The organism is Neoasaia chiangmaiensis, from assembly GCF_002005465.1.
Lineage (GTDB): Bacteria > Pseudomonadota > Alphaproteobacteria > Acetobacterales > Acetobacteraceae > Neoasaia > Neoasaia chiangmaiensis.
Genome location: NZ_CP014691.1, coordinates 2,671,450 through 2,697,500, shown reverse-complemented (window position 1 = coordinate 2,697,500; position 26,051 = coordinate 2,671,450). Strand labels below are relative to the sequence as shown.

Annotated in this window: 28 protein-coding genes and 1 other RNA gene; 12 read left to right on the top strand and 17 right to left on the bottom strand. The window is 64.0% G+C overall.

The window, feature by feature from the left end; genetic code table 11:
- Nucleotides 1-78: 78 nt before the first annotated feature.
- From A0U93_RS12810 to A0U93_RS12785, 6 genes are all read right to left on the bottom strand, one after another.
- Nucleotides 79-492: a flagellar biosynthesis repressor FlbT gene (locus A0U93_RS12810; RefSeq protein ID WP_077807678.1), complete on the bottom strand. Its 414-nt coding sequence runs from the start codon at nucleotides 490-492 to the stop codon at nucleotides 79-81.
- Between the two features lie 77 nt (nucleotides 493-569).
- Complete coding sequence (locus tag A0U93_RS12805) at nucleotides 570-1,385, bottom strand: TIGR00282 family metallophosphoesterase (protein WP_077807677.1); 816 nt, start codon at nucleotides 1,383-1,385, stop codon at nucleotides 570-572.
- Nucleotides 1,382-1,966 carry a 5-formyltetrahydrofolate cyclo-ligase gene (locus A0U93_RS12800; protein WP_077807676.1) on the bottom strand — a complete coding sequence of 195 codons (585 nt, stop codon included), beginning with the start codon at nucleotides 1,964-1,966 and terminating at the stop codon, nucleotides 1,382-1,384. The genes A0U93_RS12805 and A0U93_RS12800 overlap by 4 nt, the downstream gene beginning before the upstream one ends.
- Nucleotides 1,953-2,110: non-coding RNA, 6S RNA (gene ssrS, locus A0U93_RS12795), on the bottom strand. Before ssrS ends, A0U93_RS12800 begins: the two co-directional genes overlap by 14 nt.
- Nucleotides 2,111-2,118: 8 nt before the next feature.
- On the bottom strand, nucleotides 2,119-2,460 hold the full coding sequence (locus tag A0U93_RS12790) for a cell division protein ZapA (RefSeq protein ID WP_077807675.1): 342 nt from the start codon (nucleotides 2,458-2,460) through the stop codon (nucleotides 2,119-2,121).
- A gap of 2 nt (nucleotides 2,461-2,462) precedes the next feature.
- The gene (locus A0U93_RS12785) at nucleotides 2,463-2,672 is read right to left on the bottom strand and encodes a hypothetical protein (RefSeq protein WP_147150991.1); all 210 of its coding nucleotides are present in this window, start codon (nucleotides 2,670-2,672) and stop codon (nucleotides 2,463-2,465) included.
- Nucleotides 2,673-2,741: 69 nt separating this feature from the next.
- On the opposite strand from A0U93_RS12785, the gene A0U93_RS12780 reads away from it, so the two are divergent.
- The gene (locus tag A0U93_RS12780) at nucleotides 2,742-3,179 is read left to right on the top strand and encodes a hypothetical protein (protein ID WP_077807673.1); all 438 of its coding nucleotides are present in this window, start codon (nucleotides 2,742-2,744) and stop codon (nucleotides 3,177-3,179) included.
- Between the two features lie 11 nt (nucleotides 3,180-3,190).
- On the top strand, nucleotides 3,191-3,757 hold the full coding sequence (locus tag A0U93_RS12775; RefSeq protein WP_077807672.1) for a thiamine phosphate synthase: 567 nt from the start codon (nucleotides 3,191-3,193) through the stop codon (nucleotides 3,755-3,757).
- A 12-nt stretch (nucleotides 3,758-3,769) separates the two neighbouring features.
- Here A0U93_RS12775 and A0U93_RS12770 read toward each other — a convergent pair whose 3' ends face one another.
- The 3 genes from A0U93_RS12770 to epmA all read right to left on the bottom strand — a co-directional run bounded on the left by A0U93_RS12770 (nucleotide 3,770) and on the right by epmA (nucleotide 6,083).
- The gene (locus tag A0U93_RS12770) at nucleotides 3,770-4,474 is read right to left on the bottom strand and encodes a fasciclin domain-containing protein (RefSeq protein ID WP_077808526.1); all 705 of its coding nucleotides are present in this window, start codon (nucleotides 4,472-4,474) and stop codon (nucleotides 3,770-3,772) included.
- A gap of 82 nt (nucleotides 4,475-4,556) precedes the next feature.
- Nucleotides 4,557-4,982: a hypothetical protein gene (locus A0U93_RS12765; RefSeq protein WP_077807671.1), complete on the bottom strand. Its 426-nt coding sequence runs from the start codon at nucleotides 4,980-4,982 to the stop codon at nucleotides 4,557-4,559.
- 117 nt (nucleotides 4,983-5,099) lie between these two features.
- Nucleotides 5,100-6,083, bottom strand: coding sequence for an EF-P lysine aminoacylase EpmA (epmA, locus tag A0U93_RS12760; RefSeq protein ID WP_077808525.1), 984 nt, complete (start codon nucleotides 6,081-6,083; stop codon nucleotides 5,100-5,102).
- A 51-nt stretch (nucleotides 6,084-6,134) separates the two neighbouring features.
- Here epmA and A0U93_RS12755 point away from each other — a divergent pair, with 51 nt between their 5' ends.
- Nucleotides 6,135-7,190 carry a lysine-2,3-aminomutase-like protein gene (locus tag A0U93_RS12755; RefSeq protein WP_371862853.1) on the top strand — a complete coding sequence of 352 codons (1,056 nt, stop codon included), beginning with the start codon at nucleotides 6,135-6,137 and terminating at the stop codon, nucleotides 7,188-7,190.
- Between the two features lie 55 nt (nucleotides 7,191-7,245).
- On the opposite strand, the gene A0U93_RS12750 is transcribed toward A0U93_RS12755, so the two are convergent.
- Nucleotides 7,246-8,529, bottom strand: a complete 1,284-nt coding sequence (locus A0U93_RS12750; protein ID WP_077807670.1) for an aldehyde dehydrogenase family protein — start codon at nucleotides 8,527-8,529, stop codon at nucleotides 7,246-7,248.
- Nucleotides 8,530-8,710: 181 nt separating this feature from the next.
- Here A0U93_RS12750 and A0U93_RS12745 point away from each other — a divergent pair, with 181 nt between their 5' ends.
- From A0U93_RS12745 to A0U93_RS12725, 5 genes are read left to right on the top strand one after another with little or no spacing between them, the layout of a single operon-like run.
- Nucleotides 8,711-10,273, top strand: coding sequence for a phytoene desaturase family protein (locus tag A0U93_RS12745; protein WP_245824891.1), 1,563 nt, complete (start codon nucleotides 8,711-8,713; stop codon nucleotides 10,271-10,273).
- Nucleotides 10,260-11,807: a phytoene desaturase family protein gene (locus A0U93_RS12740; protein ID WP_077807668.1), complete on the top strand. Its 1,548-nt coding sequence runs from the start codon at nucleotides 10,260-10,262 to the stop codon at nucleotides 11,805-11,807. The genes A0U93_RS12745 and A0U93_RS12740 overlap by 14 nt, the downstream gene beginning before the upstream one ends.
- Complete coding sequence (locus A0U93_RS12735; protein WP_245824890.1) at nucleotides 11,804-12,556, top strand: lysophospholipid acyltransferase family protein; 753 nt, start codon at nucleotides 11,804-11,806, stop codon at nucleotides 12,554-12,556. The genes A0U93_RS12740 and A0U93_RS12735 overlap by 4 nt, the downstream gene beginning before the upstream one ends.
- Complete coding sequence (locus A0U93_RS12730; RefSeq protein WP_077807667.1) at nucleotides 12,553-13,653, top strand: glycosyltransferase; 1,101 nt, start codon at nucleotides 12,553-12,555, stop codon at nucleotides 13,651-13,653. Before A0U93_RS12735 ends, A0U93_RS12730 begins: the two co-directional genes overlap by 4 nt.
- Entirely contained in the window at nucleotides 13,650-14,063 is a 414-nt protein-coding gene (locus tag A0U93_RS12725; RefSeq protein ID WP_077807666.1) for a DUF2141 domain-containing protein, read from the top strand. The genes A0U93_RS12730 and A0U93_RS12725 overlap by 4 nt, the downstream gene beginning before the upstream one ends.
- 14 nt (nucleotides 14,064-14,077) lie before the next feature.
- Here A0U93_RS12725 and argC read toward each other — a convergent pair whose 3' ends face one another.
- Nucleotides 14,078-14,977, bottom strand: a complete 900-nt coding sequence (argC, locus tag A0U93_RS12720; RefSeq protein ID WP_077807665.1) for an N-acetyl-gamma-glutamyl-phosphate reductase — start codon at nucleotides 14,975-14,977, stop codon at nucleotides 14,078-14,080.
- Nucleotides 14,978-15,030: 53 nt separating this feature from the next.
- On the opposite strand from argC, the gene A0U93_RS12715 reads away from it, so the two are divergent.
- From A0U93_RS12715 to A0U93_RS12705, 3 genes are read left to right on the top strand one after another with little or no spacing between them, the layout of a single operon-like run.
- Nucleotides 15,031-16,440 carry an amino acid permease gene (locus A0U93_RS12715; protein WP_245824888.1) on the top strand — a complete coding sequence of 470 codons (1,410 nt, stop codon included), beginning with the start codon at nucleotides 15,031-15,033 and terminating at the stop codon, nucleotides 16,438-16,440.
- On the top strand, nucleotides 16,437-17,240 hold the full coding sequence (gene mazG / locus A0U93_RS12710; protein WP_077807663.1) for a nucleoside triphosphate pyrophosphohydrolase: 804 nt from the start codon (nucleotides 16,437-16,439) through the stop codon (nucleotides 17,238-17,240). Before A0U93_RS12715 ends, mazG begins: the two co-directional genes overlap by 4 nt.
- 48 nt (nucleotides 17,241-17,288) lie before the next feature.
- Nucleotides 17,289-18,473: an MFS transporter gene (locus A0U93_RS12705; RefSeq protein WP_147150986.1), complete on the top strand. Its 1,185-nt coding sequence runs from the start codon at nucleotides 17,289-17,291 to the stop codon at nucleotides 18,471-18,473.
- Here the strand turns inward: A0U93_RS12705 and ftsY are convergent.
- Genes ftsY through dapF form a run of 3 tightly spaced genes read right to left on the bottom strand, consistent with a single transcriptional unit; the run spans nucleotide 18,470 to nucleotide 21,450 of the window.
- Nucleotides 18,470-19,423 (bottom strand): signal recognition particle-docking protein FtsY, encoded by a 954-nt coding sequence (gene ftsY, locus A0U93_RS12700; protein ID WP_077807661.1) that lies wholly within the window; start codon nucleotides 19,421-19,423, stop codon nucleotides 18,470-18,472. The two genes, A0U93_RS12705 and ftsY, sit on opposite strands and share 4 nt — an antisense overlap.
- Entirely contained in the window at nucleotides 19,424-20,668 is a 1,245-nt protein-coding gene (gene mtaB / locus A0U93_RS12695) for a tRNA (N(6)-L-threonylcarbamoyladenosine(37)-C(2))-methylthiotransferase MtaB (protein WP_077807660.1), read from the bottom strand.
- Nucleotides 20,665-21,450 carry a diaminopimelate epimerase gene (gene dapF, locus A0U93_RS12690; RefSeq protein WP_077807659.1) on the bottom strand — a complete coding sequence of 262 codons (786 nt, stop codon included), beginning with the start codon at nucleotides 21,448-21,450 and terminating at the stop codon, nucleotides 20,665-20,667. The genes mtaB and dapF overlap by 4 nt, the downstream gene beginning before the upstream one ends.
- A 110-nt stretch (nucleotides 21,451-21,560) precedes the next feature.
- On the opposite strand from dapF, the gene A0U93_RS12685 reads away from it, so the two are divergent.
- Complete coding sequence (locus A0U93_RS12685) at nucleotides 21,561-22,178, top strand: hypothetical protein (RefSeq protein WP_077807658.1); 618 nt, start codon at nucleotides 21,561-21,563, stop codon at nucleotides 22,176-22,178.
- Here A0U93_RS12685 and A0U93_RS12680 read toward each other — a convergent pair.
- The 3 genes from A0U93_RS12680 to mmsA are packed head-to-tail and all read right to left on the bottom strand — an operon-like array spanning nucleotide 22,175 to nucleotide 26,041.
- Nucleotides 22,175-23,236 (bottom strand): Gfo/Idh/MocA family protein, encoded by a 1,062-nt coding sequence (locus A0U93_RS12680; RefSeq protein WP_077808522.1) that lies wholly within the window; start codon nucleotides 23,234-23,236, stop codon nucleotides 22,175-22,177. The two genes, A0U93_RS12685 and A0U93_RS12680, sit on opposite strands and share 4 nt — an antisense overlap.
- On the bottom strand, nucleotides 23,214-24,443 hold the full coding sequence (gene mmsB, locus A0U93_RS12675; protein ID WP_306345216.1) for a multiple monosaccharide ABC transporter permease: 1,230 nt from the start codon (nucleotides 24,441-24,443) through the stop codon (nucleotides 23,214-23,216). The genes A0U93_RS12680 and mmsB overlap by 23 nt, the downstream gene beginning before the upstream one ends.
- Entirely contained in the window at nucleotides 24,440-26,041 is a 1,602-nt protein-coding gene (gene mmsA / locus A0U93_RS12670; protein WP_077807656.1) for a multiple monosaccharide ABC transporter ATP-binding protein, read from the bottom strand. Before mmsA ends, mmsB begins: the two co-directional genes overlap by 4 nt.
- Nucleotides 26,042-26,051 lie beyond the last annotated feature (10 nt).

Below are 26,051 nucleotides of genomic sequence, written 5' to 3'. Positions count from 1 at the left end.
CCAAAATCAAGCGGGGTATGCAGAAATGGGATTATCCCCGTAGTCCACAACCCCACCCCCTGCGATTTTTTTTCATTTTTATGACTTTTTCCGCGCCTCGGCGCCTGACAGCACCGCGTCCTCATGCCTCAGGATGCGGCGCGCAAGACGCAATGCCTCATAGCCCGCACCACGCTGCGCGGCATCCAGTGCACTCGCGAGGAGAACCCGCGCATGCTCGGACGTCGTCTCTTCTATGAAGGTCTGAATGAAATACCGGGCGCTTTTCAACGCCGCCTCACGCTCTTCGGCCGTGCCGATATGTGCGGTCTGCAACGCGAAGTAGATGCGACGCGCCGGCGTCGTGACGTCATCAGGCGCCATGATCTGACGCCCGAATAGAAAATTCACCTGATTGGCGAGTTTGATCTGCGCATCCGTTTCGAACTGGATCGCAGCACCGTTAACTATCAATTTTTCGCCTGCCGCCAGGCGAATGCCCAAACCTGCCATGACCGTCACCCTCGATTACGCGTTTTCGCAACACGCATTGAACGGTCAAATCCTGAAGGTTTCGTTAACAGCCTTGCCTAGAAATCCGGCCATTGAGCAGACAGCAGGCCGCCGACACGGATCGGCGCCATCTTCTGCGCCAGGCCCGTTGCGTCATCCGTTTGCACCATGACGCCACATACCGTGGCCTCGCCTTCCGCAGGCTGCGGCCGCTCACCGGGCATCTTTCGGATGAAACGACTGATCGACGCATCCTTCCCCATGCCGATAACGCTGTCATAGTCGCCGCACATGCCCGCATCGGTCTGATAGGCCGTGCCTTTTGGCAAAATCCGGCAATCCGCCGTCGGCACATGCGTGTGGGTGCCGACCACGAGCGAAACCCGGCCATCCATGACGTTACCGAAGGCGATCTTCTCGCTGGTCGCCTCGCCATGGAAATCAATCACGGCCGCCTGTATCGTCATGCCCAGACGATGTCTGGACAACAGGTCGCCAACCGTCCGGAAAGGATCGTCCATTGCGTCCATGAACAGACGTCCCATGACATTGACCACAAGAGCACGACGCCCATCCGCCAGGGACACGATATGGCTCCCCTGCCCCGGCGTATTCGGCGGATAGTTCAGGGGACGGATGATTCGCGGCGTCCGCTCGATATGCCCGATCATATCGCGCCGATCCCAGGCATGATTGCCCAGCGTAATCACATCCACACCGGCCCGGAACAGATCGTCGGCAATTCCCGGTGACAGGCCGTAGCCGTGCGATGCGTTTTCCCCATTCACCACGACCAGATCGAGCTTCAGCGACTCACGCCACACCGGCACGTGACGCTGCACGGCCTCACGACCCGCGCGCCCCACGATATCACCCAGGAAAATCAGTCTCACCGCGCGTCCTTCTCCATCGTCGGCAGGGCAAGAACCTCGTGTTCCGTCACCACCTTGTCCAACGGCCAGTCATACGCCCCGACGGGCACATGCGCGACCTCCTGCCAGGAAAAAGCGAAACCGATGCCATGGCATTTCAACGCGGCCAACGTACGGTCGTAATACCCGCCACCATAGCCGAGCCGATGCAGCCGACGATCGAACGCCAGAAGCGGCACCAGTATGATGTCGGGATGTCCAACCGCCCCATCGGGATGAAAAGTGCCGAACCGCCCGGACAACATTGCACTGTGAGGATGCCAGAGACGAAAGAGCAGCGCTTCTCCCCGCACCGTCGTTTCAGGTAGCAGCACGTCCCGCCCCTGACGGACCAGTTCATGACATAAGGGCCGTAAGTCGGCTTCGCCCGGCAACGGCCAGACACAACCGACGCGTCCATGCGGATAGGCATGGATTGCCCGAAGAAGATTGGCGCGAAGTCCTTCCGCCGCCTCGGCGCCAACGTCGCGCTGAAGGCGCGCCTCACGCATCTGCTTGCGTAGAAGACGCTTCCGTTGATCGATATCGTGTGGAACCACCATGGCCGTCGGTCTTTCAGCCCTCCCGGACCTGCTCACGCAGGTGGGCGCCGGGTAACGTGACCAGGGCCACGACAGAGCCAGCTCCCTAAGGAAGTGCTTATCGGCCCAGGGGTTGAGTTGCCTAAACGCACCGGGCAGTTCCACAATGCTACTTAGGACGCCTCAAGCTCATTCGCAATGCCCTCGGCACGCTCAACCAGCAAGGCAAGTTGATCGCGGCGGCGATCGTTCTCACGAACCGCCTGCTCCGCACGCGCCAGGGTCTCGGTCGCACCGGAGGGCAGTTTGGCGTCGGAAAGATCGTGTATCTCATCCGCCATCAGCAACGCCGCCAACACCAGCATACGGGACTCACCGCTCTGCGATCCCAACGCGCGCACACGTTCGATACGACGCTCCACCTGCGCGGCCATGGCGAGCAGATGCTGCTCCTCGCCATCGCGGCAACCGACGGAATAAACATAGCCATTCAACCGGACGGAAACCTGCGCCATGTTCAATCCTCCTCGGCCGTCGATTCGTCGGCAGCCAGCGCATCGCGAACCCGCGCGCGCAGCGCATCGATATTGGCGGCCAGCGTTTGCAGATCCGGCTGCTCCGTTTCCGCCGCACGACGATCCAGGGCATACGCGATGCGGTTCAACGCACTTTCAAGCCGGTCGGCCGGATCGCTGGACGTCGCCGTCGCCTCGTTCTGCTGGTCCAATGACCGCCCCTTCAATACAATAGATCGATAACGCGCTCAGGAAGCCCCGTTCCCCATCCGACGTCAAGCATGATCCCGATCGACAGTCCACAGCCCATCACCCGGCTTCCGGCACATATCGTCGAAGTCATGACGCCAGAGGCACTCTCGCTTCTGAAAGGCATGGCGACCGCGCAGCCCTATGCCATCATCTCCGCGCCCGGCGCCGCCAGCGCGCTTGGCGCTCCCTGGTGGCGCGCCTTCACGGCGGACACGTCCGCACCTTCCATTCTCGATTGCGGACCGGCAGCGGGCATCGCAGCACTTGCCTTGCGCCAGGGCCAGCGCTTCGTCGTCTTCACAGGCCTTCCGTCCCAGGCGCGCGGCCTGCGTGCACTGGCGGGAACATGCCATGGGATCGTCCTGGACCATCGGCCACGCGCTTTCGTGCTTGGTCTGGCGCCTTATGACGCGTATCAGCGTCAACGCCTTGAAACCTATCTTCGGACGCCCGCGTCCAACATCTGACGAGACACCTCATGCCCGCCTGCGATATCTATCTGGTCCTGTCCCCGGATTTCGATCCGCATACGGACCTTCCGTTCATGACGCAGGCACTCGACAACGCCGCTCCGGTCGCCCTGCGGATTGCCGCCACCGATCCGGCACGCGTGCGAGACTGCATCGCGGCCATTCGTCCCCTCACGCGCCAGCGCGATATTGCCCTGATGCTGACCGATCTGCCGGAACTGGCGCGGCGAGAGGATTGCGACGGCGTGCATATTTCAGTGGGTTCGTCGCTACGAGATACGGCACGCGCCGCACTTGGACCCGATCTGCAACTCGGCATTGCCTGCGGTGCAAGCCGGGACGAGGCGATGCAGGCCGGAGAAGCCGGTGCGGACTATATTGCACTTTCACCCGATGCGGCAGAGATCGCCCAGTGGTGGTCGCAGGTCATGGAGTTGCCGATCGTCGCCGAAAACCTGAAGAACATCGACGATGCGACACGCATGCAGGCCGCCGGCGTGGATTTCCTGGCCTTCGAGATCGATCCACGACATGGCCCGGCAGCCCTGACCATGGCGACGGACGCCAGTCACTGACGTCCGCTTCGGTCAGCCGGGGCCAGCCGGCGGCAATGCACCCTGTGTGAAGTAGAGCACACCGTTGGATTGCGGCACGCCGGTCAACCAGAGCCGGTTCACCTGTCCCGCACCGTTGTTGAGGACCAGTTGTCCGCTGCCGGGCTCGATCCGCACGGTCAGCGTCGCACCGCCCACCGTCTTGAGACCAATGGAGTCGGCATGATGCCGCGCCATGACGCGCCGCAGGCGACGTTGATCCCAGGCCCCCTTCACGATCGTATAGGCGAGCAGCTGCCTCACGCGCGGTGTCTGCACAGCAGCCTCGATGCCGCCTGTCGTCTGACCCACATATTGTTCCAGCGGAGCATTCGGGATGGCGAAAACGGTATACGGCCCGGCACGACGCAGAGGCGCCATCAGCTTGGTGAGGTTCAGGGCGCGGGTGTAATCCGCAACTTCCAGCGAACCCGCGAGATTTTCACTGAGCGGACGATCCGCATAGGACATCGCCGTCGGTGACTGATAGGCGACCGGCGAGGTCACGATCCCATTGGCAACCGTTGCATTACTGTGCTGGACGCCAACGACCGGCATGATGTCCGAATGCGTGCCCGGATGAATCAGAAACGGATCCTGGCGCGCACCACTCTCGCAAGCCGTGAGTCCCAGAAGCGAAACGGCAATACAGCCAAAGCGTCGGTGGCCACGCCGCGCCGTTCCAATCCGTCTCGTCATCCCGGTCCCTTTTGCGTTGGTCATGGCGAATCCAGCGACGGAATCGTCGGACCGCACATGACCCTAGCGCAAATCGAGACGATCAGCACCCGTCTCCGCGCATGGTCCAGCCGATCACGCGCGTATTTACGAGTTCGAAGGTCGTCTGGCAGGTGGTGTTATAGTAGGTCGACGGAAAGCCGCCGCCCCAGCCACCACCCCAGCCGCCCCAACCGCCGCCTCCCCAGCCACCCCAGCCGCCACCCCAGCCGCCGCCCCATGGGCCACCGCCCCAGCCCCAGCCCCAGCCACCGCCGCCCGGCGAGTACTGGGTCTCGTTGTCGATATAGGCGAGGAAGTTATGGCCGCTGGCCTGATAGCTGCGTGAAGGCACGCCAAACTTGCGGATCACGTCGACATCGGTCTGGCCGATCATGGAATTCAGCACCTGTTTCTGCTGGACCGTCGGTACGTCGCAGGCCGTAAGCGCCAGGAGCGCCGCGAAGGGAAGAAAGGCTACCCGTTTCATGTTCTTATTTATCCTTCCCGGATAAGGCCCGCCTGCCGGGCCCGACACCAAGTTCCTGCCAATTTTACGCGGCTTCGACGCGTTACAAGTCTAAAACCTGCGCTTGTTACCAAAGCTTTAACTCAGCCACATTATGTCATACAACCGAGAGGCGCCAACGGCGAGCATTGCCACCCGATCGAAGCCCATCGCAATACCGCTACAGGGAGGCATATTCGCCAGTTCCTCAAGGAACGTTTCATCCATCAACCAGTTCTGATCCGGATATAACGCGATGCGGCGCGCACGATCGGCCTCGAAGCGCGCGCGCTGTTCGACCGGGTCGGTCAACTCCTCGAACGCATTGACCAGTTCGATTCCGCCGGCATACAGTTCGAACCGCAGCGCCACGCGCGGATCGGCCGGATCGCGTCGCGCCAGGGCGGCCTGCGCCGCCGGCCAATGCGTCAGGAACGTCGGTCGTGTCCGCCCGATCGCTGGCTCCACCCGTTCGAGCAGCAGCCGAAAGAACAGGTCCTCCCATGTCTCGTCACAGCGCAACGTCGTGCCCGCGGCTTCCGCCAGCGCCCCCGCATCGTCGCCGATTGCCAGAAGATCCACGCCCACATAGCGCGTGAACGCCTCCGCTACCGTCAGGCGCTCGAACGGTCCATCCAGCGCGATCCCGCCATCGGCCCGCAACAGCGTCGGCGGCAGGATGGCGCGCAGCAGCGCTTCCGTCTCGTCCATCAGTCCGGTCAGGTCTGCTCCCGGCCGATACCATTCCAGCATGGTGAATTCCGGCGCATGCAATGCGCTTCTTTCGCCGTTGCGCCAGACGCGCGCCAACTGGAACACCGGCAAACCCGTCGCCGCCACGATCCGCTTCATCGCGAATTCCGGACTGGTATGCAGAAAACGAGCCTCTTGCGTGCCGTCCGGCTGCTCCAGCGTTGTCCTGAAACAGCGGAGATGCACCTCCTCCCCGGGCGTGGGCACCGCATAGGGCGTTTCAACCTCCACGTAACCACGCGCATCGAAGAAGCCACGCACGCCGCGCAGCAATTCGGCACGACGGCGCAGGAGCGGCAGGCGCTCGGCAATGCGGGCGATATCGGTCATCTGGAAGCTCATCGGTTGCGAAAGGCGTTCGGCTTGCAGTAGAGCCAGCGCATGACGGCCATGGTCAACCCCCTGAAGACAGGCGCCACGTTGCGCCACGTGCGCGAACTCATCGCCGCGGGCCTCGCACGCCCGGAAGAAGGCCCGGCGCTCGAAGCCGTGGCCGAACGATACGCGACGGCCATTCCCCCCGCCTTCCAGGCCCTGATCGAGTCCCCGGATGATCCGATCGGCCGTCAGGTGATCCCGGCCCTGTCGGAACTCGATATCGCTCCTCATGAGCAAGCCGACCCGATCGGCGACGATGCCCTGTCGCCCGTGCCCGGCATCGTCCATCGCTACGCTGACCGTGCCCTGCTCAAACCACTGCTGATCTGTCCGCTCTATTGTCGCTTCTGTTTCCGGCGCGAACATGTCGGCCCCGACGGCGGCCTCCTGACCGACGATCAGCTTGAGACGGCCTATGCCTGGCTGCGCGACAATCCCGCCATCCGCGAAGTCATCCTGACCGGCGGCGACCCGCTGATGCTCAGCCCCCGTCGCCTCGGCGCGATCATGCGCGCGTTGTCCGACATCGCGCATATCGAGACGATCCGCATCCATACGCGCGTTCCCGTCGCCGCCCCGGAGCGCATGACGCCGGCACTCCTGGACGCCATGGAAACCGATCGCGCGATGTGGCTCGTCATGCACGCCAACCACGCTCGCGAATTTTCCCCCGAAGCCCGCCACGCCATCCGTGCCGTGCAGGCAAGGGCCATCCCGGTGCTCGGCCAATCCGTGTTGCTGCGCGGCGTCAACGACACGCCCGATGCGCTGGAGGCACTCCTGCGCGCCATGGTGAGCGCGCGCGTCAAACCTTACTACCTGCATCAACTCGACCCGGCGCCGGGGACCGCATCCTTTCACGTTCCCATCGCGGAAGGGCGCGCCCTGCTGGCCAACCTGCGCGGGCGCGTCACCGGCCTCGCCTGGCCGACCTACGTGCTCGACATCCCCGGCGGCCACGGCAAGGTGCCGCTAGGCCCGGATTATCTGGATGAAACAGCGGCGACCGTCCGCGATCCTGCGGGAACCAGACGGCATCTGAACGGCCAGCCGGCATGAATGCCTGACAGGGATGCGGGCGTTTCGACGGCTGCCATTCCCCTCGAGCCGCAAGCTAACCCCACAGATGGAAGGCCCAGCCGCGTCGTGTGGACACCGCCACCGGCCGCGTCATCGCCAGCAATCCCTCGCGTCCCCGCGTCACGCCATAGCCGCTCCGTCGCGCACCGCCGAAGGGCAGACGCGGATCCGCCGTCGGCACGATGACGTCGTTGATGCAGATGGAGCCCACGGGCAGCCGCGACGCCAATGCTCGCGCCGCTGCCTCGGGCCCGAACACGCTGGCGCCCAGCGCATAAGGGCACCCGGCATTCAGCCGTAACGCCTCTTCCATCGAATCCACCGCAATCAGAGCCATCCACGGCGCGAAAATGTCCTCGTCGAGCGCCCGCACGCTTTCTGGCGGCACGTCGAATAGTGTCACGCCGCCGATGGTCTCCACCATCCCCATATCCGGCAGGCCCTGAAGGAACGCCTCGCGCGCCGCGAGGGCGCGACCGTGCACCCTCCGTCCCCGCCCCTTGCGCAAAGCACGTTGCAGATGAGCCCGCAGTTGCGACACGTCGCCTCGAAGAACGAAAACGCGATGCGGCCCGATGCACGTCGCGCCCGCATTCAGCCGCGCGCCGAAGGCAAGCGATCGCGCAATATGGGCCAGATCCGCATCCGCCATCACGAATACCGCGTCGGACCCCGACAATTCCATGATCGTGGGTGTCAGCGTCGCCGCGGCCGCCCTGGCCACCGCACGACCGGTCGACGCCGAGCCTGTCAGGACGATCAGGTCATATCCGGCGGCGATCGCCGCCTCGCCGGCATCGACCGGCAGAATATCCACCAGCCCTTCCGGCAACCCCGCTTCCCGCAGCAGCGCGACCAGAAAGGACGCTACCGCCTCCCCACCCGGCGCGGGCTTGAACGCCACCGCGTTGCCTGCGACCAATGCCTGCAGAATCTGTACGCCGGGCAACATCAGCGGATAATTTCCCGGCCCCAGAACGAGCACGGCCCCGTAAGGCCGACGCTCGACAACGGCCGATGTCCCCATCAGCCAGAGCGGCCTGCCACGCCACCCGATCGAGCGGGACATCAGGACCTTCGCGGCTTCACGCACCAGAAAGGCGCACGCCGCCGATAGCGGCAATAATTCCGCCGTCACCGTCTCCACAGCGGGACGGCTCGGATACAACCGCGCGACCTGGTACAGGCGCGCGTGCAACAGGCGCCGGAAACGCCGCAGCACAGCAATACGATTGACCATCGCCGTCGAGGCCCAGTCGCTCGACGCCGCTCGCAGTTTTCCAACGGAAAAATGCAGTACCTCATCAATATCCGTCATGCCGTCCGTACGCCTGCCCTGTTTTTTTTGTGAAGAAAACTTTTAACAGGGCAAATCGTTCGATCCGCATGAAGAGCGAAAAAATCGCTCCAATAAAATCAAGAAGAATAAAGCATGCGGATCTCGCTCACCATGATGCTGCCAGGCGACTATCGGTATTTCCAGCAATGAGGGCATGGGCATGAGGCCGCTGGCATCGCGTCGTATCGCCATCGTCGGTGCCGGACCAGGTGGCCTCGCCGCCGCCATGATGCTCGGTCATGCCGGCGCGGATGTCACGGTCTATGAACGGCACGGCGATGTCGGGGGGCGTTCCAGTGCCATCGAGGCCGACGGCTATCGTTTCGATATCGGCCCTACCTTCTTCCTCTACCCACAGATCCTGCGCGCGCTGTTCGAACGGTGCGGCCTTGATCTGGATCGGGAAGTGACATTCAGGCGTCTGGACGACCTCTATGATCTGTCATTCGAGGACGGTCCCAGCCTGCGGCTGAGTCGCGATCCCGAAAGCCTGCATTGCGAGATCAGCAAGATCGATCCCGTCGATGCCAGCGCCGTACCCGATTTCCTTGCGGAGAACCGCCGGAAATTCGCTGCTTTTTCCCCGGTCCTGCAACGACCGTTCAACGGTCTGCGCGATGTCTTCCGGGGCGACATGCTGAAGGCCCTGCCGCTTCTGCGTCCGCGCCGGTCCGTCGATCGCGATCTCGCGCGCCACTTTCGCAATCCCCGCACGCGTCTGGCTTTCTCCTTCCAGAGCAAATATCTCGGGATGTCGCCCTATCGTTGTCCCAGCCTGTTCACGATCCTGAGCTTCATGGAGCATGAATTCGGCATATTTCATCCGATCGGCGGCACGAAAGCCGTCATGGACGCCATGATGCGGGCGGCAAGGCGCTTCGGCGTGACGTTTCAGTTCGACACGCCCATCCGCTCCCTGCATCTCGAGCGCGGCCGGGCCCGGGGCGTTGTCACGGATCGCGGCATGGAGCCGGCGGATGCTGTCGTCATGAACGCGGACTTCGCACGCGCCATGACGAAACTGACACCCGACAGCGCCCGCAAACGCTGGACAGACCGCAACCTGGCCCGCAAGAAATATTCCTGCTCGACATTCATGATGTATCTGGGGCTGGAGGGGCCACCCCCGGATCGTGGCCATCACACGATCTTCCTGTCCAGTGATTACGACCGCAATTTCGCCGATATCGAAGCCGGTCGCATCCTCTCGGACCGCGCATCGCTCTATGTGCAGAACGCCTGCGTGACCGACCCGACCCAGGCACCGCCCGGCCATTCCACGCTGTATGTGCTTATGCCCGTCGGCAACCTGCGCGAAGGCGGTCTTGCGTGGAACGACGCCACCCGTGACGCGGCCCGACGTATCGCCCTCGCCCGCCTGAAGGATGCGGGTTTCGGCGATGTGGAGTCCCGTATCCGCTTCGAGAAGATCGTCACCCCCGCGGATTGGGAGTCGGATTTCGACGTTCACCGTGGCGCGGTGTTCAACCTCGCCCACAACCTCGGCCAGATGCTGCATTATCGGCCCCATAACCGCTTCGAGGACATTCCCGGCGTCTATCTCGTGGGCGGCGGCACGCATCCCGGCAGCGGCTTGCCCGTCATCTTCGAAGGCGCGCGGATCAGCAGCGATCTGCTGATCGACGACCTCTCGCCAAGACCGGTCCGTCAGGACAGACCTTCTTTCTCACCGAAAAGATATCCCGCTCATGACATCGCCTGACGCCGCCTCACCCATCGTCGTGATCGGCGCGGGACTCGGCGGTCTCGCCGCCGCCTGCACACTGGCCGCGCGCGGTCACGCCGTCACGGTTTGCGAGGCCAATGACTGGCTGGGCGGCAAGGCTGCGGAATGGCGATCTAGCGGGTATCGGTTCGACATGGGACCGACAATCCTGACTGTCCCGCGCGTGCTCGAACGCATCTTCGGCGAGGCGGACGTGAAAATGGCGGATCGGCTCGACCTGCGACGCCTCGACCCGCAATGGCGCTGCTTCTTCGAGGACGGCACCCGGATCGACCTCTGCGACGACATCGACGCGATGGTACGACGCCTTGACGAACTATGCACGGGAGACGGCGACGGATACCGCAATCTCATCGCCGCAAGCCAGAAACTCCATGAGATTTCCGAGCGGTTCTTCTTCTGGAAATCCGTGGGCGGCGTGATGGATACGCTCGATCTCGGCACCACCTTCAACGCCGCCACGCTGCGCGACGTGCTGGCATTGCGCATGGATTCAACATTGGGTCGGGAAATTCGCCGCCGCATTCGCGACAGGCGCACGGTGCAAATGCTCGATCATTTCACGCAATACGTCGGGTCCAACCCGCTACAGGCCCCGGCCGTGCTGACGGGCATCGCGCATATGCAGGTCAACGACGGCGTCTGGTATCCGATGGGCGGCACCCGCGCCGTTCCGAAAGCTCTTGTCGATCTCGCCCGTGAACTCGGCGTCGTCTTCCGTCCCGGCACGCGCATCAAACGTATCCTGCAACAGCACGGTCGCGCCACCGGTATCGAAACCACCCATGGGGAGATCATCCCCGCCAGGGCCGTCGTCTCGAACATGGACAGCGTGCGCACCATGCGTGAACTGGTCGAGGGCGTCGACACCCGGCGTTTCGAACGGCAATGGGGCCGCCGTCGCCCCGCCTGTTCCGGCGTCGTGCTTTATCTCGGCCTCGATCGTGCCTACGACCATCTGGCGCATCACGATTTCGTCTTCTCCGGAAATCCGGAGGAGGAATTCGACGCGATCTACAAACGCGGCGTCCCGGCGGAGGACCCGACATGCTATCTCGCCGCCCCCGCACGGACCGACCCCGCCGTCGCGCCCCCCGGTGGCGAGGCGCTGTATGTGCTGGTCCACACGCCCTATATCCGGCGCGGCCAGAACTGGCACGAGATGTTCCCCCATTATCGACAGGTCATACTCGACAAGCTGAAGCGCTGCGCCGGCCTCACCGATATCGAGGCGCGTATCCGCGTCGAACATCATCTGACGCCGCTGGACATCCACAACCGTTACTCACCCCTTCGCGGGGCGATCTACGGCCTCGCCAGTCACGGTCGCCTTAACGGTGCGTTCAAGCCCGCCAATCGCGCGCGTGAACTCGACGGCCTGTATCTCGCCGGCGGTGCGGCGCATCCCGGTGCCGGCATGCCGATGGCGCTGATGTCCGGCTGGATCGCCGCGGATTGCGCGGACCATGATCTCCCGGCCGTCAACGCAGGCAAGCGCATCCAGGCATGACGGACCGGCATCCCATCGTCGCGGCCCTTGTGGGCCGCGCCATGCGCCATGGCATCGCACGACAGTTCAATGCCATCCGTCTTTCCGGCGCCCTGCCCCGTGCCGTTGAAAACGGACCTCTGATCGTCTGCGCCAATCATTCCTCGTGGTGGGACCCCGCTGTTTTCGCCGCCCTGCAACATCGTCTGTTCCACCCTCGGCATGGATACGGTCCGATCGACGCGCAGGCGTTGAAGCGTTACCCACTTCTCGAACGCGCGGGCCTCATTCCGCTCGACGCCACGGACCCCGCAACGCTTCGCGTCTTTCTGCGCCGCGCGCGTCGGCTTCTGGCGAACGGGCACGTCCTCTGGATCACGGCGCAAGGCCGGTTCGTCGATCCGCGTCTCCGGCCCATCGTCTTGCAGAGCGGGGTTGCACATCTCGCCCGTCAGCATCCGGGCGTCCGGATTCTTCCCCTTGCCATCGAATATCCGTTCTGGACGGAAAGCCGCCCGGAAATCCTGCTGCGTTTCGGTGATGCCTTCACAACGGCGCCAGACGCACGTCCCGCCATCACTCTTGCAACGCTGAGCAATGCCTTGACCGACACCATGGACCGCCTCGCCACTGACGCGCAGACACGCGATCCGGCGCGTTTCACGACCCTCGCGACCGGGCGCGCCGGCGTGGGCGGCGTTTACGACACGATCCGCCGTGTGCATGCCTGGGGGCACGGACGGCGTTTCAACGCCCGTCACGAAGCATGAGACGCTTCCTCGAAAAACTGACACTGGCATCGGCGCTGCTGCCACTGGCCATGTCCGCCATCAACCTGCGTCTCCTGCGCGCGCCGCCCCTGCCGCGCACCAACACGACATGTCGTGTCTCGCTCCTCATCCCGGCGCGCAACGAAGCCGCGAATATCACCGGCGCCCTGGGCGCCGCGCTCGCCACGCGTGACATCCCGTTCGAAATCGTCGTGCTGGACGACCATTCGACCGATGGAACCGGCGCGATCGCCCGCGCGATCGCCGATCCCCGCCTGCGTGTCATCGACTCGGCACCCCTGCCGACCGGCTGGACCGGCAAGAACCACGCCAGCGCCCAACTCGCCGCTGCCGCCCGCTACGAACTCCTTCTGTTCCTGGACGCCGATGTGCGCATCCAGCCGGACGGCGTGGCACGGCTGGCCGAGCGAGTGCGCCGCGAACCTTCCCTCGCCATGCTCAGCGGCGTGCCGCGCCAGATCACGGTGGGTGCGCTGGAATGGCTCCTGCTGCCACTCATTAACGTTCTCCTGCTTGGCTATCTGCCACTTATCCTCGACCGCAAGACAGTACCCGGCTTCGCCACCGCCTGCGGCCAACTGGTGATGGTCCGGGCCGACGCCTATCAGGCCATCGGTGGCCATGGAGCAATCCGCAGCCGTCTGCATGATGGCATCGCCCTGGCCCGCGCTTTCCGCCGGAACGGCTTTCGCACAGCCCTCACCGACGCAACGCCCGTCGCCTCCTGTCGCATGTATCGCCGCAACCGCGACGTCTGGTCCGGCCTGACCAAAAACGCGACCGAAGGCATGGCGACACCGCGCGGCCTGCCGGTCTGGACGATATTGCTCGGGGCTGGCCACGTCCTGCCGTTTCTGCTTCCCGCATCCAGGCCGGTCACGCTGGCACGGCTCGCCAGCATCCTCTTTCGCTCCCTCATCGCCCTGCGCTTTCGCCAGGGCTTCGCCACTGTCCTGGCCAGCCCGCTCGGCGTCGGGCTGCTGCTGATCGTGCAATGGCAGAGTTTCATCGGGAAACTGCTCGGGCGGCCGGTGGAATGGCGCGGGCGTGCCTATTCGGAAGGACCTTCACCATGAAACGCATCCTCGGTCTCGCACTGATCGCCATCGCCGGCACAGCCGGAGCTGCAACACTGAACGTGACGATCGACAACATCCCCGATGCGCAGGGCAATATCCGGATCGCATTGTGCTCGCACGCCGACTTCCTGCGTCCGACATGCCAATACACGGCGCAGACACCCGCGCGTTCAGGCTCGGTCCAGCTCGCCCTGAACGATGTGGCGCCCGGCACCTACGCCCTCCAGGCTTTTCAGGATCGCAACGGCAACCGAAAACTCGACCGCAGCTTCATCGGCATGCCACAGGAGCCGCTTGGCTTCTCACGCGACCCGAAGCTGCGTTTCGGGCCGCCGGATTTCGATCAGGCCGATATCGCCGTCACCCCCGCCGGCGGGGCGATCACGGTTCATCTCATCACGCACTGATCGCCTCGCAGGCGTCAGATTCCCAGCATCAGACGCAGGTTCTGGATCGCCGCCCCGGAGGCTCCCTTGCCGAGATTATCCAGCCGCGCCGTCAACAACACATGCGGATGGGCGTCCGTGCCATGCACGCTGATCTCCATCGCATCCGAACCGGCCAAGCCCGCCGTATCGAGACGCGGACCATCCTGCGCCACGACCTGTATACGATCGCGGCCGACATACGCAGTGCGCAGGGCATCCGTGACATCGCCGATCGTCGGCCGCCCCGGCAGTTCATCAAGGTGCAACGGGATGGACACGATCATGCCCTGCGCGAAATGCCCGATCGACGGCACGAAGATCGGTCGACGTGACAGGCCGCCATACTGCTGGATCTCCGGCACATGCTTATGCTTGAGCGTCAGCCCATACAGCTCGAATGCCGGCCCGCCCTCGGCCTCATGCGCCTCGATCTCCTGACGACCGCCGCCGCTGTAGCCGCTGACCGCGTTGATCGAAACAGGATGATCTGACGGAAGGAGACCCGCCATCACCAGCGGACGCAACAGCGCGATCGCGCCGGTCGGATAGCATCCGGGATTGGCCACGAAACGCGCGCGCGCAATCCGCGCGTCCTGCCCTTCCTCTAGTTCCGGCAGGCCATAGACCCACCCTTCCGTCAGGCGGTGCGCCGTACTGGCATCCAGCAGACGCACATCCGCCATATCCGCCGCCAGGGCCGCAACCTCGCGCGCGGCATCGTCAGGCAGGCACAGCACCGCTACATCCGCTTCCGCCATGAGGGCGGCCCGTGCCGCTGGATCCTTGCGACGCGCCGGATCGATCGACAGCACCTCGACCGGCAAATCGCGCAGGCGCTCGCGAATGCCGAGGCCCGTGGTTCCCGCTTCACCGTCGATAAAGATGCGTGCCATGACGCGTCGTTTCCCTTTTTAAACGTTCCACACTGGACGAAAACGCCGTCGGCGTGTCTGATCCCGTGCTCATGGACACATATACGACACCCCGGACAACGTCCAAGACGGCAACCGTCGATTCACCGCTCATCGTCGGCGGCAAGCTCAAGGACCGCCATATCGCGATGATCGCCCTTGGCGGCGTGATCGGCGCCGGGCTGTTCGTCGGCAGTTCCGCCGCCATCGCCAGCGCCGGTCCCGCCGTTCTGCTGACCTATGTCGCGACGGGCCTGCTCGTCGTGCTGGTCATGCGCATGCTCGGCGAGATGCTGCTGTTCCGCCCCGGCATCGGCACGTTCGTGGACTGCATACGCGCAGCCCATGGCGGCGGCGCGGCCTTTCTTGCCGGATGGCTCTATTGCCTGTTCTGGGTCGTCGCGGTCGGCGCGGAAGCGATCGCCGGCGCGGTCATCGTGCAGGACTGGATCGCACTGCCCGTCTGGCTGCTCGCACCCCTGCTGATCGTCGCCGTCAATCTGGTCAACGTCATCTCCGTCGATCTGTTCGGCGAATGCGAATTCTGGCTGTCCTCCATCAAGGTGTTCAGCCTCCTCGCCTTCGCCGCACTCGGCGTGACAGCCCTGACACACCTGATCGGACCTGCATTCTCTCCAATCGCCAACCTCACCGCCGCCCATGGCCCGTTACCGCATGGATGGGGTGCCGCGATCGCCGCCGTGCCCACCGTCCTGTTCTCGATGATCGGCTCCGAATCCGCCACAGTCGCCGCGGCCGAGTCCGAGAACGCGCGCGATAACCTTGCCAGGATCACGCGGCGCATCGGGCTACGGCTGACCCTCTTCTACCTTCTCGCGATCGCGTTCATTCTCACCATCGTCCCATGGACGACCGTTCGGCCTGGCCTGTCTCCCTTCGTGACCGTCATGCAGGCACTCGGCGTGCCGGGCGCGACGCTCGCCGTCAGCATCGTCGTGTTCAGCGCCGTCGTGTCCTGCCTGAACTCCAGCCTCTACATCACGTCACGCACCCTGTTCGGACTGGCGGAAAAGGGGGATGCGCCGCGCGCTTTCACCGTCACGAACCGCCGCGCCGTGCCGCAGCGCGCCGTTCTGGCGGCCAGCGCGATCGGTCTCGCGGTGGCCTTCAGTTCCATCCTGTCGCCGGGGATCATCTTCGCCTTCCTGTTGAGCGCGACCGGCGCGGTCATCCTTCTGGTCTATGCGCTCATCGTCTCCGCCCACTGGACCATGCGGCGCAGCGATCCCTCGAACCCCGCTTTCACCCTGCCATTCGGGCCGCTCCCGAACATTCTGATCGTTCTGGCCATCGCCGCCATCATCGTCACGATGGCGTTCCAGCCAAGCCAGCGCAGCACGGTTTTTTCGAGCCTTGGGAGCGTTGTGCTATTCGTCGCGCTCTACGTCCTGCGGCGTCAACGCGTGAAGAAAGATCTTCCATGACCGATTCCAACTCCAGCGCCGCCCGGGAACTCGATCGTCTTCTCGATGTTATGGCGCGCCTGCGCGACCCCGAAACAGGCTGCCCCTGGGACAAGGTCCAGACACACGCGACCATCGCCCCCTATGCGATCGAAGAAGCCTATGAGGTCATGGACGCCATCGCGCAGCAGGACTGGGTCGCCCTGCCCGACGAACTGGGTGATCTGCTCCTGCAGGTCGTCTATCAGGCACGCATCGGCGAGGAAGACGGGCGCTTCGATTTCGCCACGGTCGCGAAATCCATCGCCGACAAGATGATCCGTCGCCATCCGCATGTCTTCGGCGATGCCACACTGGACGCCGATCTTTGGGAACGCAACAAGGCGCAGGAGCGCGCCGGACGTGCCGAATATGGCGCCCTGGCCGGCATCCCCCGTCATCTCCCCGCGCTCACCAGAGCCGGAAAGCTGAGCGCACGCGCGGCACGCGTCGGTTTCGACTGGGGCACGGCGGTCGAGGCGCTGGACAAGATCGGCGAGGAACTGGCGGAGGTCAAAGCCGAACTCGATGTCGCGGACGCCGACCGGCTGGAGGACGAAATCGGCGATGTCCTGTTCACCGTGGCCAATCTCGCACGCAAGCTCAAGCTCGATCCGGAAGCCTGCCTGCGCCGCGCCAATGACAAGTTCGCCCGCCGCTTCAACGATATGGAGGCACTTCTGGCGCAACGCGGGGAAGCACTGGCCGATCAGGACCTGAATACGCTCGAAAACCTGTGGCAGGACGTCAAGCGCCGTCACCGGACGGCGGATTCCCGCTGATCGCCGCGCATTATGGAGAACGCGGACAATCCCTGTCAGGCAACCCCGATGCCCGAGGTTGAGCGGGATGAAAGCAGCGCCCTGACCTCCGGCCTGACATTGATGATCGCCGCGGCCTGCGGGATGATCGTGGCCAATCTTTATTACGCCCAGCCCCTGGTCGGGCCGATCGGCCGCGCGCTGGCATTGCCGCCCAGCCTCTCGGGCCTCATCGTCACCGTCACGCAACTCGGCTACTGCCTCGGCCTGTTGCTGATCGTGCCACTGGCGGACCTGCTCGAAAACCGCCGGCTGATCGTGACGCTGACCGTTCTGGCGGCTGCGGCCTCCCTGATGATCGGCCTGTCATACCACGCGGCACCGTTCATGCTGGCCATCAGCGGGATCGGCCTGTTTTCCGTCGCCGTGCAGATACTGGTGCCCTTCGCCGCGCATCTCGCCCCGCCGGCGCAACGTGGCCGCGCAGTGGGCAACGTGATGAGCGGCCTGATGTTCGGCATCATGATGGCCCGGCCCGTCGCCAGTCTCGTCGCGGAACTGGCGTCCTGGCGCACGATCTTCTTCCTGTCGGCTGCCGTCATGGCCGCGACCGCCGCAATGCTTTACCGCGTCCTGCCGCAACGTCGTCCGCAGACGCATCATCATTACGGCAGCCTGCTGCTATCGATGGCCCATCTTCTGGCGCATACGCGCGTCCTGCAACGGCGCGCATTCTACCATGCCTGCCTGTTCGGCGCGTTCAGCCTGTTCTGGACCGTCTCCCCCCTTCTGCTTGCCCAGCACTTCGGCCTGTCGCAAGGCGGCATCGCACTGTTCGCGCTCGTCGGCGTCGCGGGGGCGATCTCAGCCCCTATCGCCGGGCGCGTCGCCGATCGTGGCTGGACACGCATCGCCACGCTGGTGGCCATGGCGATCGTCGCCCTCGCCTTCGCCGTCACCTGGTTCGCGCCGGACAGCATCTTCGTATTCGTGCTGGGACTGGTCGGCGTTGCGATCGACTTCGGCGTCACCGCCAATCTCGTTCTGGGGCAGCGCGCCCTGTTCATCCTGCCGCCGGAAAACCGCGCACGCCTGAACGGCCTTTATATGGCGATTTTCTTCCTCGGCGGCGCGGCTGGCTCCGCCATCGGCGGCTGGGCCTATGCGCGCCGCGGCTGGGCCATGGCCTCAGTCGCGGGATGCGCCGCGCCGGTCATCGCCTTTCTCGTCTGCCTGACGGAGCGCCGGACCTAAGCGCCCTCGGTTGGCGGAACATCCACCAGCCTGGCCGCCAGATTGCCCGAGTCACCCACCAGTCCGCGCGCAAATTCCTGCGCCGAGAATGCCCGCAGGTCCTCCGCCTTTTCACCGACCCCGACCATGTGCACCGGCAGCTTGAACGCTTCCGCCAGCGCCACGACAATGCCACCCCGCGCCGAGCCGTCGAGCTTGGTGACGATCAGCCCGGTGACGTTCACCAGTTCGCGGAAAACGCGCACCTGCTCCATGGCGTTCTGGCCCGTCGTGGCATCCAGCACCAGCAGCACCGAATGCGGCGCCGTCTCGTCGAACTTGCGCATGACGCGGATGATCTTGGCCAGCTCCTCCATCAGCGCACCCTTGTTATGCAGGCGGCCGGCCGTATCGACGAAGAGCAGATCCGTTCCCGCCTCTTTCGCCCGCTTGATGCCCTCGAAGGCCAGACCGGCCGCATCGCCGCCCGGCTTGCCGGAAATAACCGGCGCGCCGGTGCGCTCGCCCCAGACCTGTAACTGCTCGACGGCGGCGGCGCGGAACGTATCGCCTGCCACCATCATCACGGACTTGCCCTGATCGCGAAACCACTTGGACATCTTGCCGATGGTCGTTGTCTTGCCCACGCCATTGACGCCGACAACGAGCACCACGTGCGGCTTGTGCTGCCCGTCCGGCTCGAACGGTACCGCCACCGGCTGCAACACGCGTGAGATCTCGGTGGCCAGCGCCTCCTGAATCTCCTCGGTCGTCACATTCTTGCCAAAACGCGATTCGCGAAAGCCCTCGATCACCCGCTGGGCGACAACCGGACCGAGATCCGCGCCGATCAGCGCATCTTCGAGATCCTCCAGCGCCGCCTCGTCGAGCTGGCGATGATTGAGGGCGGCATTGAGCTTCTGCGTCGAACGCGTCAGCCCCTGTTTCAGACGTGAGAAAAATCCGGACATTCAAGCGATCTCGGCCACAAGCGCGTCCGGGTCAAGAGCCACGGCGCGCAAGGTCAGGCGTTCGCCACGCCGCGCCTGCCCGTTCGCCAGACGTATGGCGGCGAATTGCGCGGAATGGCCCCGCTCGGCACCCTCCATCAGAACATCCAGTTCCTGCCCGACAAGCCCCTGCCAGAACGCCGCACGATTGGCCTGCCCCGCCGCGCGCAGGGCCGCCGCGCGCGCCTGCCGCCGGGCATTCGGCACCGCCGGCATCCTTGCCGCCGGCGTACCGGGGCGTTCGCTGTAAGGAAACACGTGCAGGTAGGGAATGCGGTGTTCGCGCACGAAATCCAGCGTCTCCATCGCCTGCTCGTCCGTCTCGGTCGGGAATCCGGCAATCAGATCCGCGCCGATGCCGATATCCGGGCGCAGGCGACGCGCACGTTCGATCAGCTCGCCCGCCTGCGCCCGACTGTGGCGGCGCTTCATGCGCTTGAGCACCAGATCGCTTGCCGCCTGCAAGGACAGATGCAGATGCGGCGCGAAACGCGGCTCGTCCGCCAGCACGGCCCAGAGTTCCGCGTCGAAAGCCGCCGGATCGACGGATGACAGGCGAAGGCGCGGCAGTTCCGGCACCGCGCGCAACAAGGCACGACACAATGCGCCGAGCTGCGGCCGCCCCGCCAGATCCGTTCCCCAGGAGGCGATATCGACGCCCGTCAGCACGATTTCCCGATGCCCCGCCGCCACCAGCGCCTGAGCGCGCGCAATCGCCTCGCCCACCGGCACCGAGCGCGAAGGACCGCGCCCGAAGGGGATGATGCAGAACGTGCAGCGATGATCGCAGCCCTGCTGCACCTGAAGCAGGGCGCGCGTATGGCCGCTGCTTTCCACGACCGGCGTCGCCGGCATGGGCGCGGTCATGATATCGGCAACTGGCATGGGCGGCGCCCGCAAGGCGGCCTCCTGCCAACTGGCCGCCGCCATTTTCTCCGCATTGCCCATCACGCGCGCCACGCCGGGCAGCGCCGTCCACTTCTCCGGCGCGACCTGCGCCGCACATCCCGTCACGACGATCCGCGCCTCGGGCCGGTCCCGGTGCACCCGCCGGATCGCCTGCCGGGCCTGCCGCTCGGCGCTGCCGGTCACGGCGCAGGTGTTGACCACCACGACATCCTTCAGATGCCGCGCGTGGTTCTCGATCGCCTCGCTCTCATGCAGGTTGAGCCGACAGCCGAAGGTCAGGACATCTGCGCCGCTCATGTCGGCCACATGCCTTCGAAAACATGCGTCGCCGGTCCGGTCATCAGCACGTGGCCATCCGCTTCGCGCCATTCGATGAACAGGCTGCCGCCATCCATCTCCACCGCGCATCGCCGCGCCAGCAAGCCCTTGCGCACACCGTTGACGACAGCAGCACAGGCGCCCGACCCGCATGCGGGCGTCAACCCCGCGCCGCGCTCCCAGACGCGCAGCCGGATGGCATCACGCGACCGACGCTCCACAAAGCCGATATTGGCGCGCTCGGGAAAGAGCGCATCATGCTCCAGCAGCGGACCCAGACGCTCGATATCTGTCACGCCATCGAAGAACGTCGCATGCGGATTGCCCATCGAACACGCGGCGGGCGCACCCGGCAGGGGGAGCGAAAGCGTATCCGTCGCACCGGCCAGCGGCACATCGCGCCAGTCCAGCTTCGGTGCGCCCATATCCACGCCGATCGCGCCATCCGGGGTCACGAAACTTGGCAGAAGCCCCGCAGCCGTCTGAAGGACCGGCGCATTGCCAAGCAAGGCCGCCACGCAGCGCGAGGCATTGCCGCAGGCCCCGGCCTCGGACCCATCGGGGTTGAAAAAACGCACTCGCACATCCGCGCCCGGCAGCGTCGGCGCCTCCAGCAGCACGAACTGATCGCACCCGACCCCGAGACGACGATCGCAGACGCTGACAACAAAATTTAATAGAGCGAAAAAAGCCTGATTCCGCGCGTCTATGACGACGAAATCATTCCCCAGCCCTTGCATCTTATGAAACCGAATGCTCATGGCGCTTCTTATAGAGCCCTCACCCGGGTTCGGCACGGAAGAAATCCGCGCGAACACCGCTTGTCACACACGCGACGTCACGAAAACGACGGCGTAGAAAGTTGAAGACCATGTTCATTGCGCCTTTCGAACCCTTTTCCAGCAGCAAGAATCTTCATCTGATCTGGTCGATGACCGGCATGAGCCATGCCGAACTGAATGCCCGTATCGCAGCGCTGCCACCGGGCAGCAGCGTGTTGGTCGACGCCGAACATACGCATGCCCTGCGCAGCGCCTATCCCGCCATTCGTCTCTACATCCAGGATGACGCCTGCCTGACGCGCCTGTCCTGCGACGGCAGCATGGCCGAAACCCTGCGCCGGCTCGACAACCAGTTACCGTCGCAGATCGTCGATCGGCAGGAAACCGCAGCGGTGGCGCTGGATATCGTGATGGCGGAGGACACGCAGGACGCCTGGGCCATCATGGACACGCTCGTCAACAGCGGGCTGTCCGCAGCCGATGCAGCCGCTGCACTGGTCGGCACGCCAGCCGAAATCGCGCGCCGTCTCGACGATTATCGCGCCTGCGGCATCCGCCATATCGTGCTGACCGCACCGCCGACGCGCGCACCTTACGGCCCGGTGGCACGCGACCTCGCGCCGCTCCTGTCGAATGGCCCCGCCAGACTGACAGCGCCGCTACGCCCGTCGGTCGAGACGATCGACTGGCACGGCGCACCGCTCTAGGAACCGTCCGGGCCGGGCGATCCATGATGCCCGGCCTGTAAAATCCCTGCCTCTGGCTCGTCCTGCGCGATCCGTTTCCCGAAGGCCAGGATATCGGTGACGATCTGAAGCGGCGTCGTATCGAGGTCGGATACCCCGTCCGCGACGAGTGAGGCAAAACGCCGATAGATCGCCGGATATTCCGTATCGAGCGTCGATGCCTGACCGGATGGCGGGGATACCATGCAGTGCCCGTCATGATGGACGCAGGCCCCGCCATCCGTGATCGCCAGCACGGTGTCGTCACCCAGCAGGCACGAAATCGCCCATGTCTCGTCCTGGCCCTGATAGCCGCAATCGAACATCCCGGTCGCCACGACGTCGGTGCCGCTCAATCCAAGCCTGACGTTCGCCCTGACCGGCGCGAACTGCCGTGGACGCACAAACAGTTCGGCATCACGGAACATGATCCGCTGGGCCAGAATGGCCTGAAGCAGGGAAATGCCATTAATTCCGGCATCGAACGCACCATACCCGCCAGCCTCCCAGAACCATGCGGTCCCGGGATGCCATTTCTCGCTGTTCTCGCGCCATACGATCTGGATGTCACGGATACCGCGCCGCTCAATCAGTTCGCGCGCGACCGGAATGCCCGCGCTGAAATACGCATGCCACGCGCCGAACACCGTCCTGTTCCGCATCGCTGCAAAGGCCGCGAGGTCGATGGCTTCGCCGACCGTCTGCGCCGGCGGCTTTTCCAGCAGCACATGCAGGCCGTGCTGTAGGGCCGTGCGCGCAATGGCATAACGCACCCGGGGTGGCGTGCAGATCGCCACGGCATCGACGCCGATACCACTCTCCAGCATGGCGCCGAATGTCGGAAAGGACCGCACCCCGGTGTCCTGCACCGTCCCCGCGCCTGGATCGACGACGGCAACCAGCGCAAAATCCGGATTCTGCAAGATGGCCGGGACATGATGCGTTCGGGCAATCTGTCCCATGCCGACAATCGCCGTGCGTATCATGTCGCGCGGCTGTCTCTGGCGGCGGTCCGGCTCATCGGCGCTGGTTATAGACATCGATACACACGGCTCCGAGGAGCACGAGCCCCTTGAGAACCTGCTGGTAGTCGATACCGATGCCGAGGATCGACATGCCGTTGTTCATCACGCCCATAATCAGCGCGCCGATCACCGCGCCGCTGACCTTGCCGACACCGCCATAGGCCGAGGCGCCGCCGATGAAGCAGGCGGCGATCACGTCCAGTTCGAAGCCCTGTCCCGCTTTCGGGCTGGCCGTGTTCAACCGAGCCGCGAAGACCAGACCGCCGAGAGCGGCCAGAACACCCATATTGACGAAAGTCAGGAAGGTCAGCCGTTCCGTCTTGACGCCGGACAGCTTCGCCGCTCGCGCATTGCCGCCAACGGCATAGATCTGACGGCCGATCGTCGTCCGCTCGGTGACGAAACCATACAGCGCGATCAGGACAGCCATGATAATCAGGACATTCGGCAGCCCACGATAGGACGACATCAGGAAGGCAAGATACACCATGATCCCGAAAATCGCCGCGTTCTTGGCGATGAACAGCGGCAGGGGCTCCACTTCCATATCGTTGCGCCACTGGTTGTGACGCCGACGATATCCCGTGAAAACCAGGGTCGCCGCCACAAGCGTCGCCAGCGCCAGGGAGGTCGGGTAATACTGTGCCGAATGCGGCAGGAATTCCGGGATAAACCCCGATGATAGCTGCCGGAACGTCGGCGAGAACGGCCCCAGGGACTGGCCGCCGAGCAAGGCCAGGGCGAGGCCCTTGAAAACCAGCATGCCCGCCAGCGTCACGATGAAGGACGGTATCTTGAAATACGCGATCCAGTAGCCCTGCGCCGCGCCGATGGCCCCACCGATCAACAGGCAGACAATGGTCGCCTCAACGAAGTTGAGATGATACGTCACCATCGCAACAGCGGCCACCGCGCCGATGAACCCTGCCGCCGAGCCGATCGACAGATCGATATGCCCGGAGACGATCACCAGCAGCATGCCCAGCGCCATCACGACAATATAGCTGTTCTGCAGAACCAGATTGGTCAGGTTCAGCGGTCGCAGCAGCGTGCCATGCGTAACGATCTGGAAGAAAGCCATGATCGCGATCAGCGACAGGAACATCCCGTAACTGCGCAGGTTGCTCTTCAGGAAATCGGCAATCGAGCGCGTCTTATCGGGAAGGCCGCCTTTCGGCTCCTGCAGCATCCCGTTCACGGTGGGCGATATTTGAGTGCTCATGATGACAGTCCTGCCGTATTGACGGCCTCTTCCGTGCTGCTGGGCTGCGCCGGCACGTCATAGGCATCGCCACGCGTCGTGCTCTGCATGATCGCGCGCATGATTTTTTCCTGCGACGCATCGGCCTGCGGGAATTCGCCGACGAAACGCCCTTCGTTCATGACGCAGATGCGGTCACAGATCCCGAGCAGCTCGGGCATCTCCGATGAAATGACCACGACACCGTGACCGCTATCCGCCAGTTCCTGGATAATGCAGTAGATCTCGTATTTCGCCCCTACATCGATCCCCCGTGTGGGCTCGTCCAGAATGAGGACCTCGGGCGAGGTGAACAGCCATTTCGACAGAACCACCTTCTGCTGGTTGCCGCCCGAAAGCTTGGACGCCTCCTGATCGACGCCGGAGCAGCGTATGCGCATCTTGCGCCGGTAATCCGACGCCACGACCCGCTCCCTGATGCTGTCGATCACCTGCGAAACCGATACACCGCGAAGGTTGGAAAGCGTGATGTTCCTCTTGATGTCCTCGCCCAGATGGAGGCCGAGTTCCTTGCGATCCTCCGTCACATAGGCAAGTCCAGCATCGATAGCCCTCCGGACGGTGGAAACATCCACCTTCCTGCCCTTGATCCAGACATCGCCCGTTATTTTCCGGCCATAGGATCGACCGAAAAGACTCATGGCGAACTCCGTCCGCCCCGCCCCCATCAATCCGGCGATCCCCACGATCTCTCCGGCGCGTACCTGGAAGTCGACATGATGAATGACCTGCCGGTCGTGATGGATCGGATGGAAGACGGACCAGTTCTCAACCTTGAGCAGCACGTCGCCGATCTTCGGCGCGTGGCTCGGGTACCGGTGCTCCAGATCGCGATCGACCATCTTACGGATGATGTAATCCTCGGAAACCGGCTGATGCCGACAATCGATCGTCTCGATGGAGCGCCCATCCCGCAGGACGGTCACCCGATCCGCCACGCGGGCAAGCTCGTTCAGCTTGTGCGAAATCAGGATCGAGGAAAGACCCTGCCGCTTAAACTCCAGCAAAAGGTCGAGCAGGACGCCGCTGTCATGCTCGTTCAGGCTGGCAGTCGGCTCATCAAGGATCAGAAGCTTGACATCCTTGGCAATCGCCTTGGCGATTTCGACCAGTTGCTGCTTGCCGACCCCCATATTGGTGATCAGCGTCTCCGGTGGGTCGTTCAATCCGACTTTCTTCAGCAACTGCTCGGCCTGCTGGCGCGCGGTGTAACGGTCGATTACCCCAAGCCGCCCCGGCGGATGCGCGAGGAAAATGTTTTCCGTCGCCGAGAGCAACGGAATGAGCGCAAGTTCCTGATGGATGATGATGATGCCGAGGGCTTCGGAATCATTGATCTCCCGGAATTTACGCTCCTCACCTTCGTAGATGATCTTCCCTTCATAACTGCCATGCGGATAGACCCCGCTCAGCACCTTCATCAGCGTGGATTTACCCGCGCCGTTCTCACCGCATAACGCGTGGATCTCCCCACGCTCGACGGTGAACGTCACGTCGCTCAGCGCCTGCACGGGACCGAAGCGTTTGCCGATCCCCTGCATTTCGAGAATGCTATCCATGTTCGACCGC

What these genes read in the sequence shown, in the direction of transcription:
- A0U93_RS12765 (WP_077807671.1), bottom strand. Translation starts at nt 4,982, where the DNA reads ATGAAACGGGTAGCCTTTCTTCCCTTCGCGGCGCTCCTGGCGCTTACG.
- A0U93_RS12685 (WP_077807658.1), top strand. Translation starts at nt 21,561, where the DNA reads ATGTTCATTGCGCCTTTCGAACCCTTTTCCAGCAGCAAGAATCTTCAT.
- epmA (WP_077808525.1), bottom strand. Translation starts at nt 6,083, where the DNA reads ATGACCGATATCGCCCGCATTGCCGAGCGCCTGCCGCTCCTGCGCCGT.
- mmsA (WP_077807656.1), bottom strand. Translation starts at nt 26,041, where the DNA reads ATGGATAGCATTCTCGAAATGCAGGGGATCGGCAAACGCTTCGGTCCC.
- A0U93_RS12755 (WP_371862853.1), top strand. Translation starts at nt 6,135, where the DNA reads ATGACGGCCATGGTCAACCCCCTGAAGACAGGCGCCACGTTGCGCCAC.
- A0U93_RS12775 (WP_077807672.1), top strand. Translation starts at nt 3,191, where the DNA reads ATGCCCGCCTGCGATATCTATCTGGTCCTGTCCCCGGATTTCGATCCG.
- dapF (WP_077807659.1), bottom strand. Translation starts at nt 21,450, where the DNA reads ATGAGCATTCGGTTTCATAAGATGCAAGGGCTGGGGAATGATTTCGTC.
- A0U93_RS12705 (WP_147150986.1), top strand. Translation starts at nt 17,289, where the DNA reads ATGCCCGAGGTTGAGCGGGATGAAAGCAGCGCCCTGACCTCCGGCCTG.
- A0U93_RS12740 (WP_077807668.1), top strand. Translation starts at nt 10,260, where the DNA reads ATGACATCGCCTGACGCCGCCTCACCCATCGTCGTGATCGGCGCGGGA.
- mtaB (WP_077807660.1), bottom strand. Translation starts at nt 20,668, where the DNA reads ATGAGCGGCGCAGATGTCCTGACCTTCGGCTGTCGGCTCAACCTGCAT.
- A0U93_RS12780 (WP_077807673.1), top strand. Translation starts at nt 2,742, where the DNA reads ATGATCCCGATCGACAGTCCACAGCCCATCACCCGGCTTCCGGCACAT.
- A0U93_RS12730 (WP_077807667.1), top strand. Translation starts at nt 12,553, where the DNA reads ATGAGACGCTTCCTCGAAAAACTGACACTGGCATCGGCGCTGCTGCCA.
- A0U93_RS12680 (WP_077808522.1), bottom strand. Translation starts at nt 23,236, where the DNA reads ATGTCTATAACCAGCGCCGATGAGCCGGACCGCCGCCAGAGACAGCCG.
- A0U93_RS12735 (WP_245824890.1), top strand. Translation starts at nt 11,804, where the DNA reads ATGACGGACCGGCATCCCATCGTCGCGGCCCTTGTGGGCCGCGCCATG.
- A0U93_RS12810 (WP_077807678.1), bottom strand. Translation starts at nt 492, where the DNA reads ATGGCAGGTTTGGGCATTCGCCTGGCGGCAGGCGAAAAATTGATAGTT.
- A0U93_RS12790 (WP_077807675.1), bottom strand. Translation starts at nt 2,460, where the DNA reads ATGGCGCAGGTTTCCGTCCGGTTGAATGGCTATGTTTATTCCGTCGGT.
- mazG (WP_077807663.1), top strand. Translation starts at nt 16,437, where the DNA reads ATGACCGATTCCAACTCCAGCGCCGCCCGGGAACTCGATCGTCTTCTC.
- A0U93_RS12800 (WP_077807676.1), bottom strand. Translation starts at nt 1,966, where the DNA reads ATGGTGGTTCCACACGATATCGATCAACGGAAGCGTCTTCTACGCAAG.
- A0U93_RS12770 (WP_077808526.1), bottom strand. Translation starts at nt 4,474, where the DNA reads ATGACGAGACGGATTGGAACGGCGCGGCGTGGCCACCGACGCTTTGGC.
- A0U93_RS12745 (WP_245824891.1), top strand. Translation starts at nt 8,711, where the DNA reads ATGAGGCCGCTGGCATCGCGTCGTATCGCCATCGTCGGTGCCGGACCA.
- A0U93_RS12750 (WP_077807670.1), bottom strand. Translation starts at nt 8,529, where the DNA reads ATGACGGATATTGATGAGGTACTGCATTTTTCCGTTGGAAAACTGCGA.
- argC (WP_077807665.1), bottom strand. Translation starts at nt 14,977, where the DNA reads ATGGCACGCATCTTTATCGACGGTGAAGCGGGAACCACGGGCCTCGGC.
- ftsY (WP_077807661.1), bottom strand. Translation starts at nt 19,423, where the DNA reads ATGTCCGGATTTTTCTCACGTCTGAAACAGGGGCTGACGCGTTCGACG.
- mmsB (WP_306345216.1), bottom strand. Translation starts at nt 24,443, where the DNA reads ATGAGCACTCAAATATCGCCCACCGTGAACGGGATGCTGCAGGAGCCG.
- A0U93_RS12725 (WP_077807666.1), top strand. Translation starts at nt 13,650, where the DNA reads ATGAAACGCATCCTCGGTCTCGCACTGATCGCCATCGCCGGCACAGCC.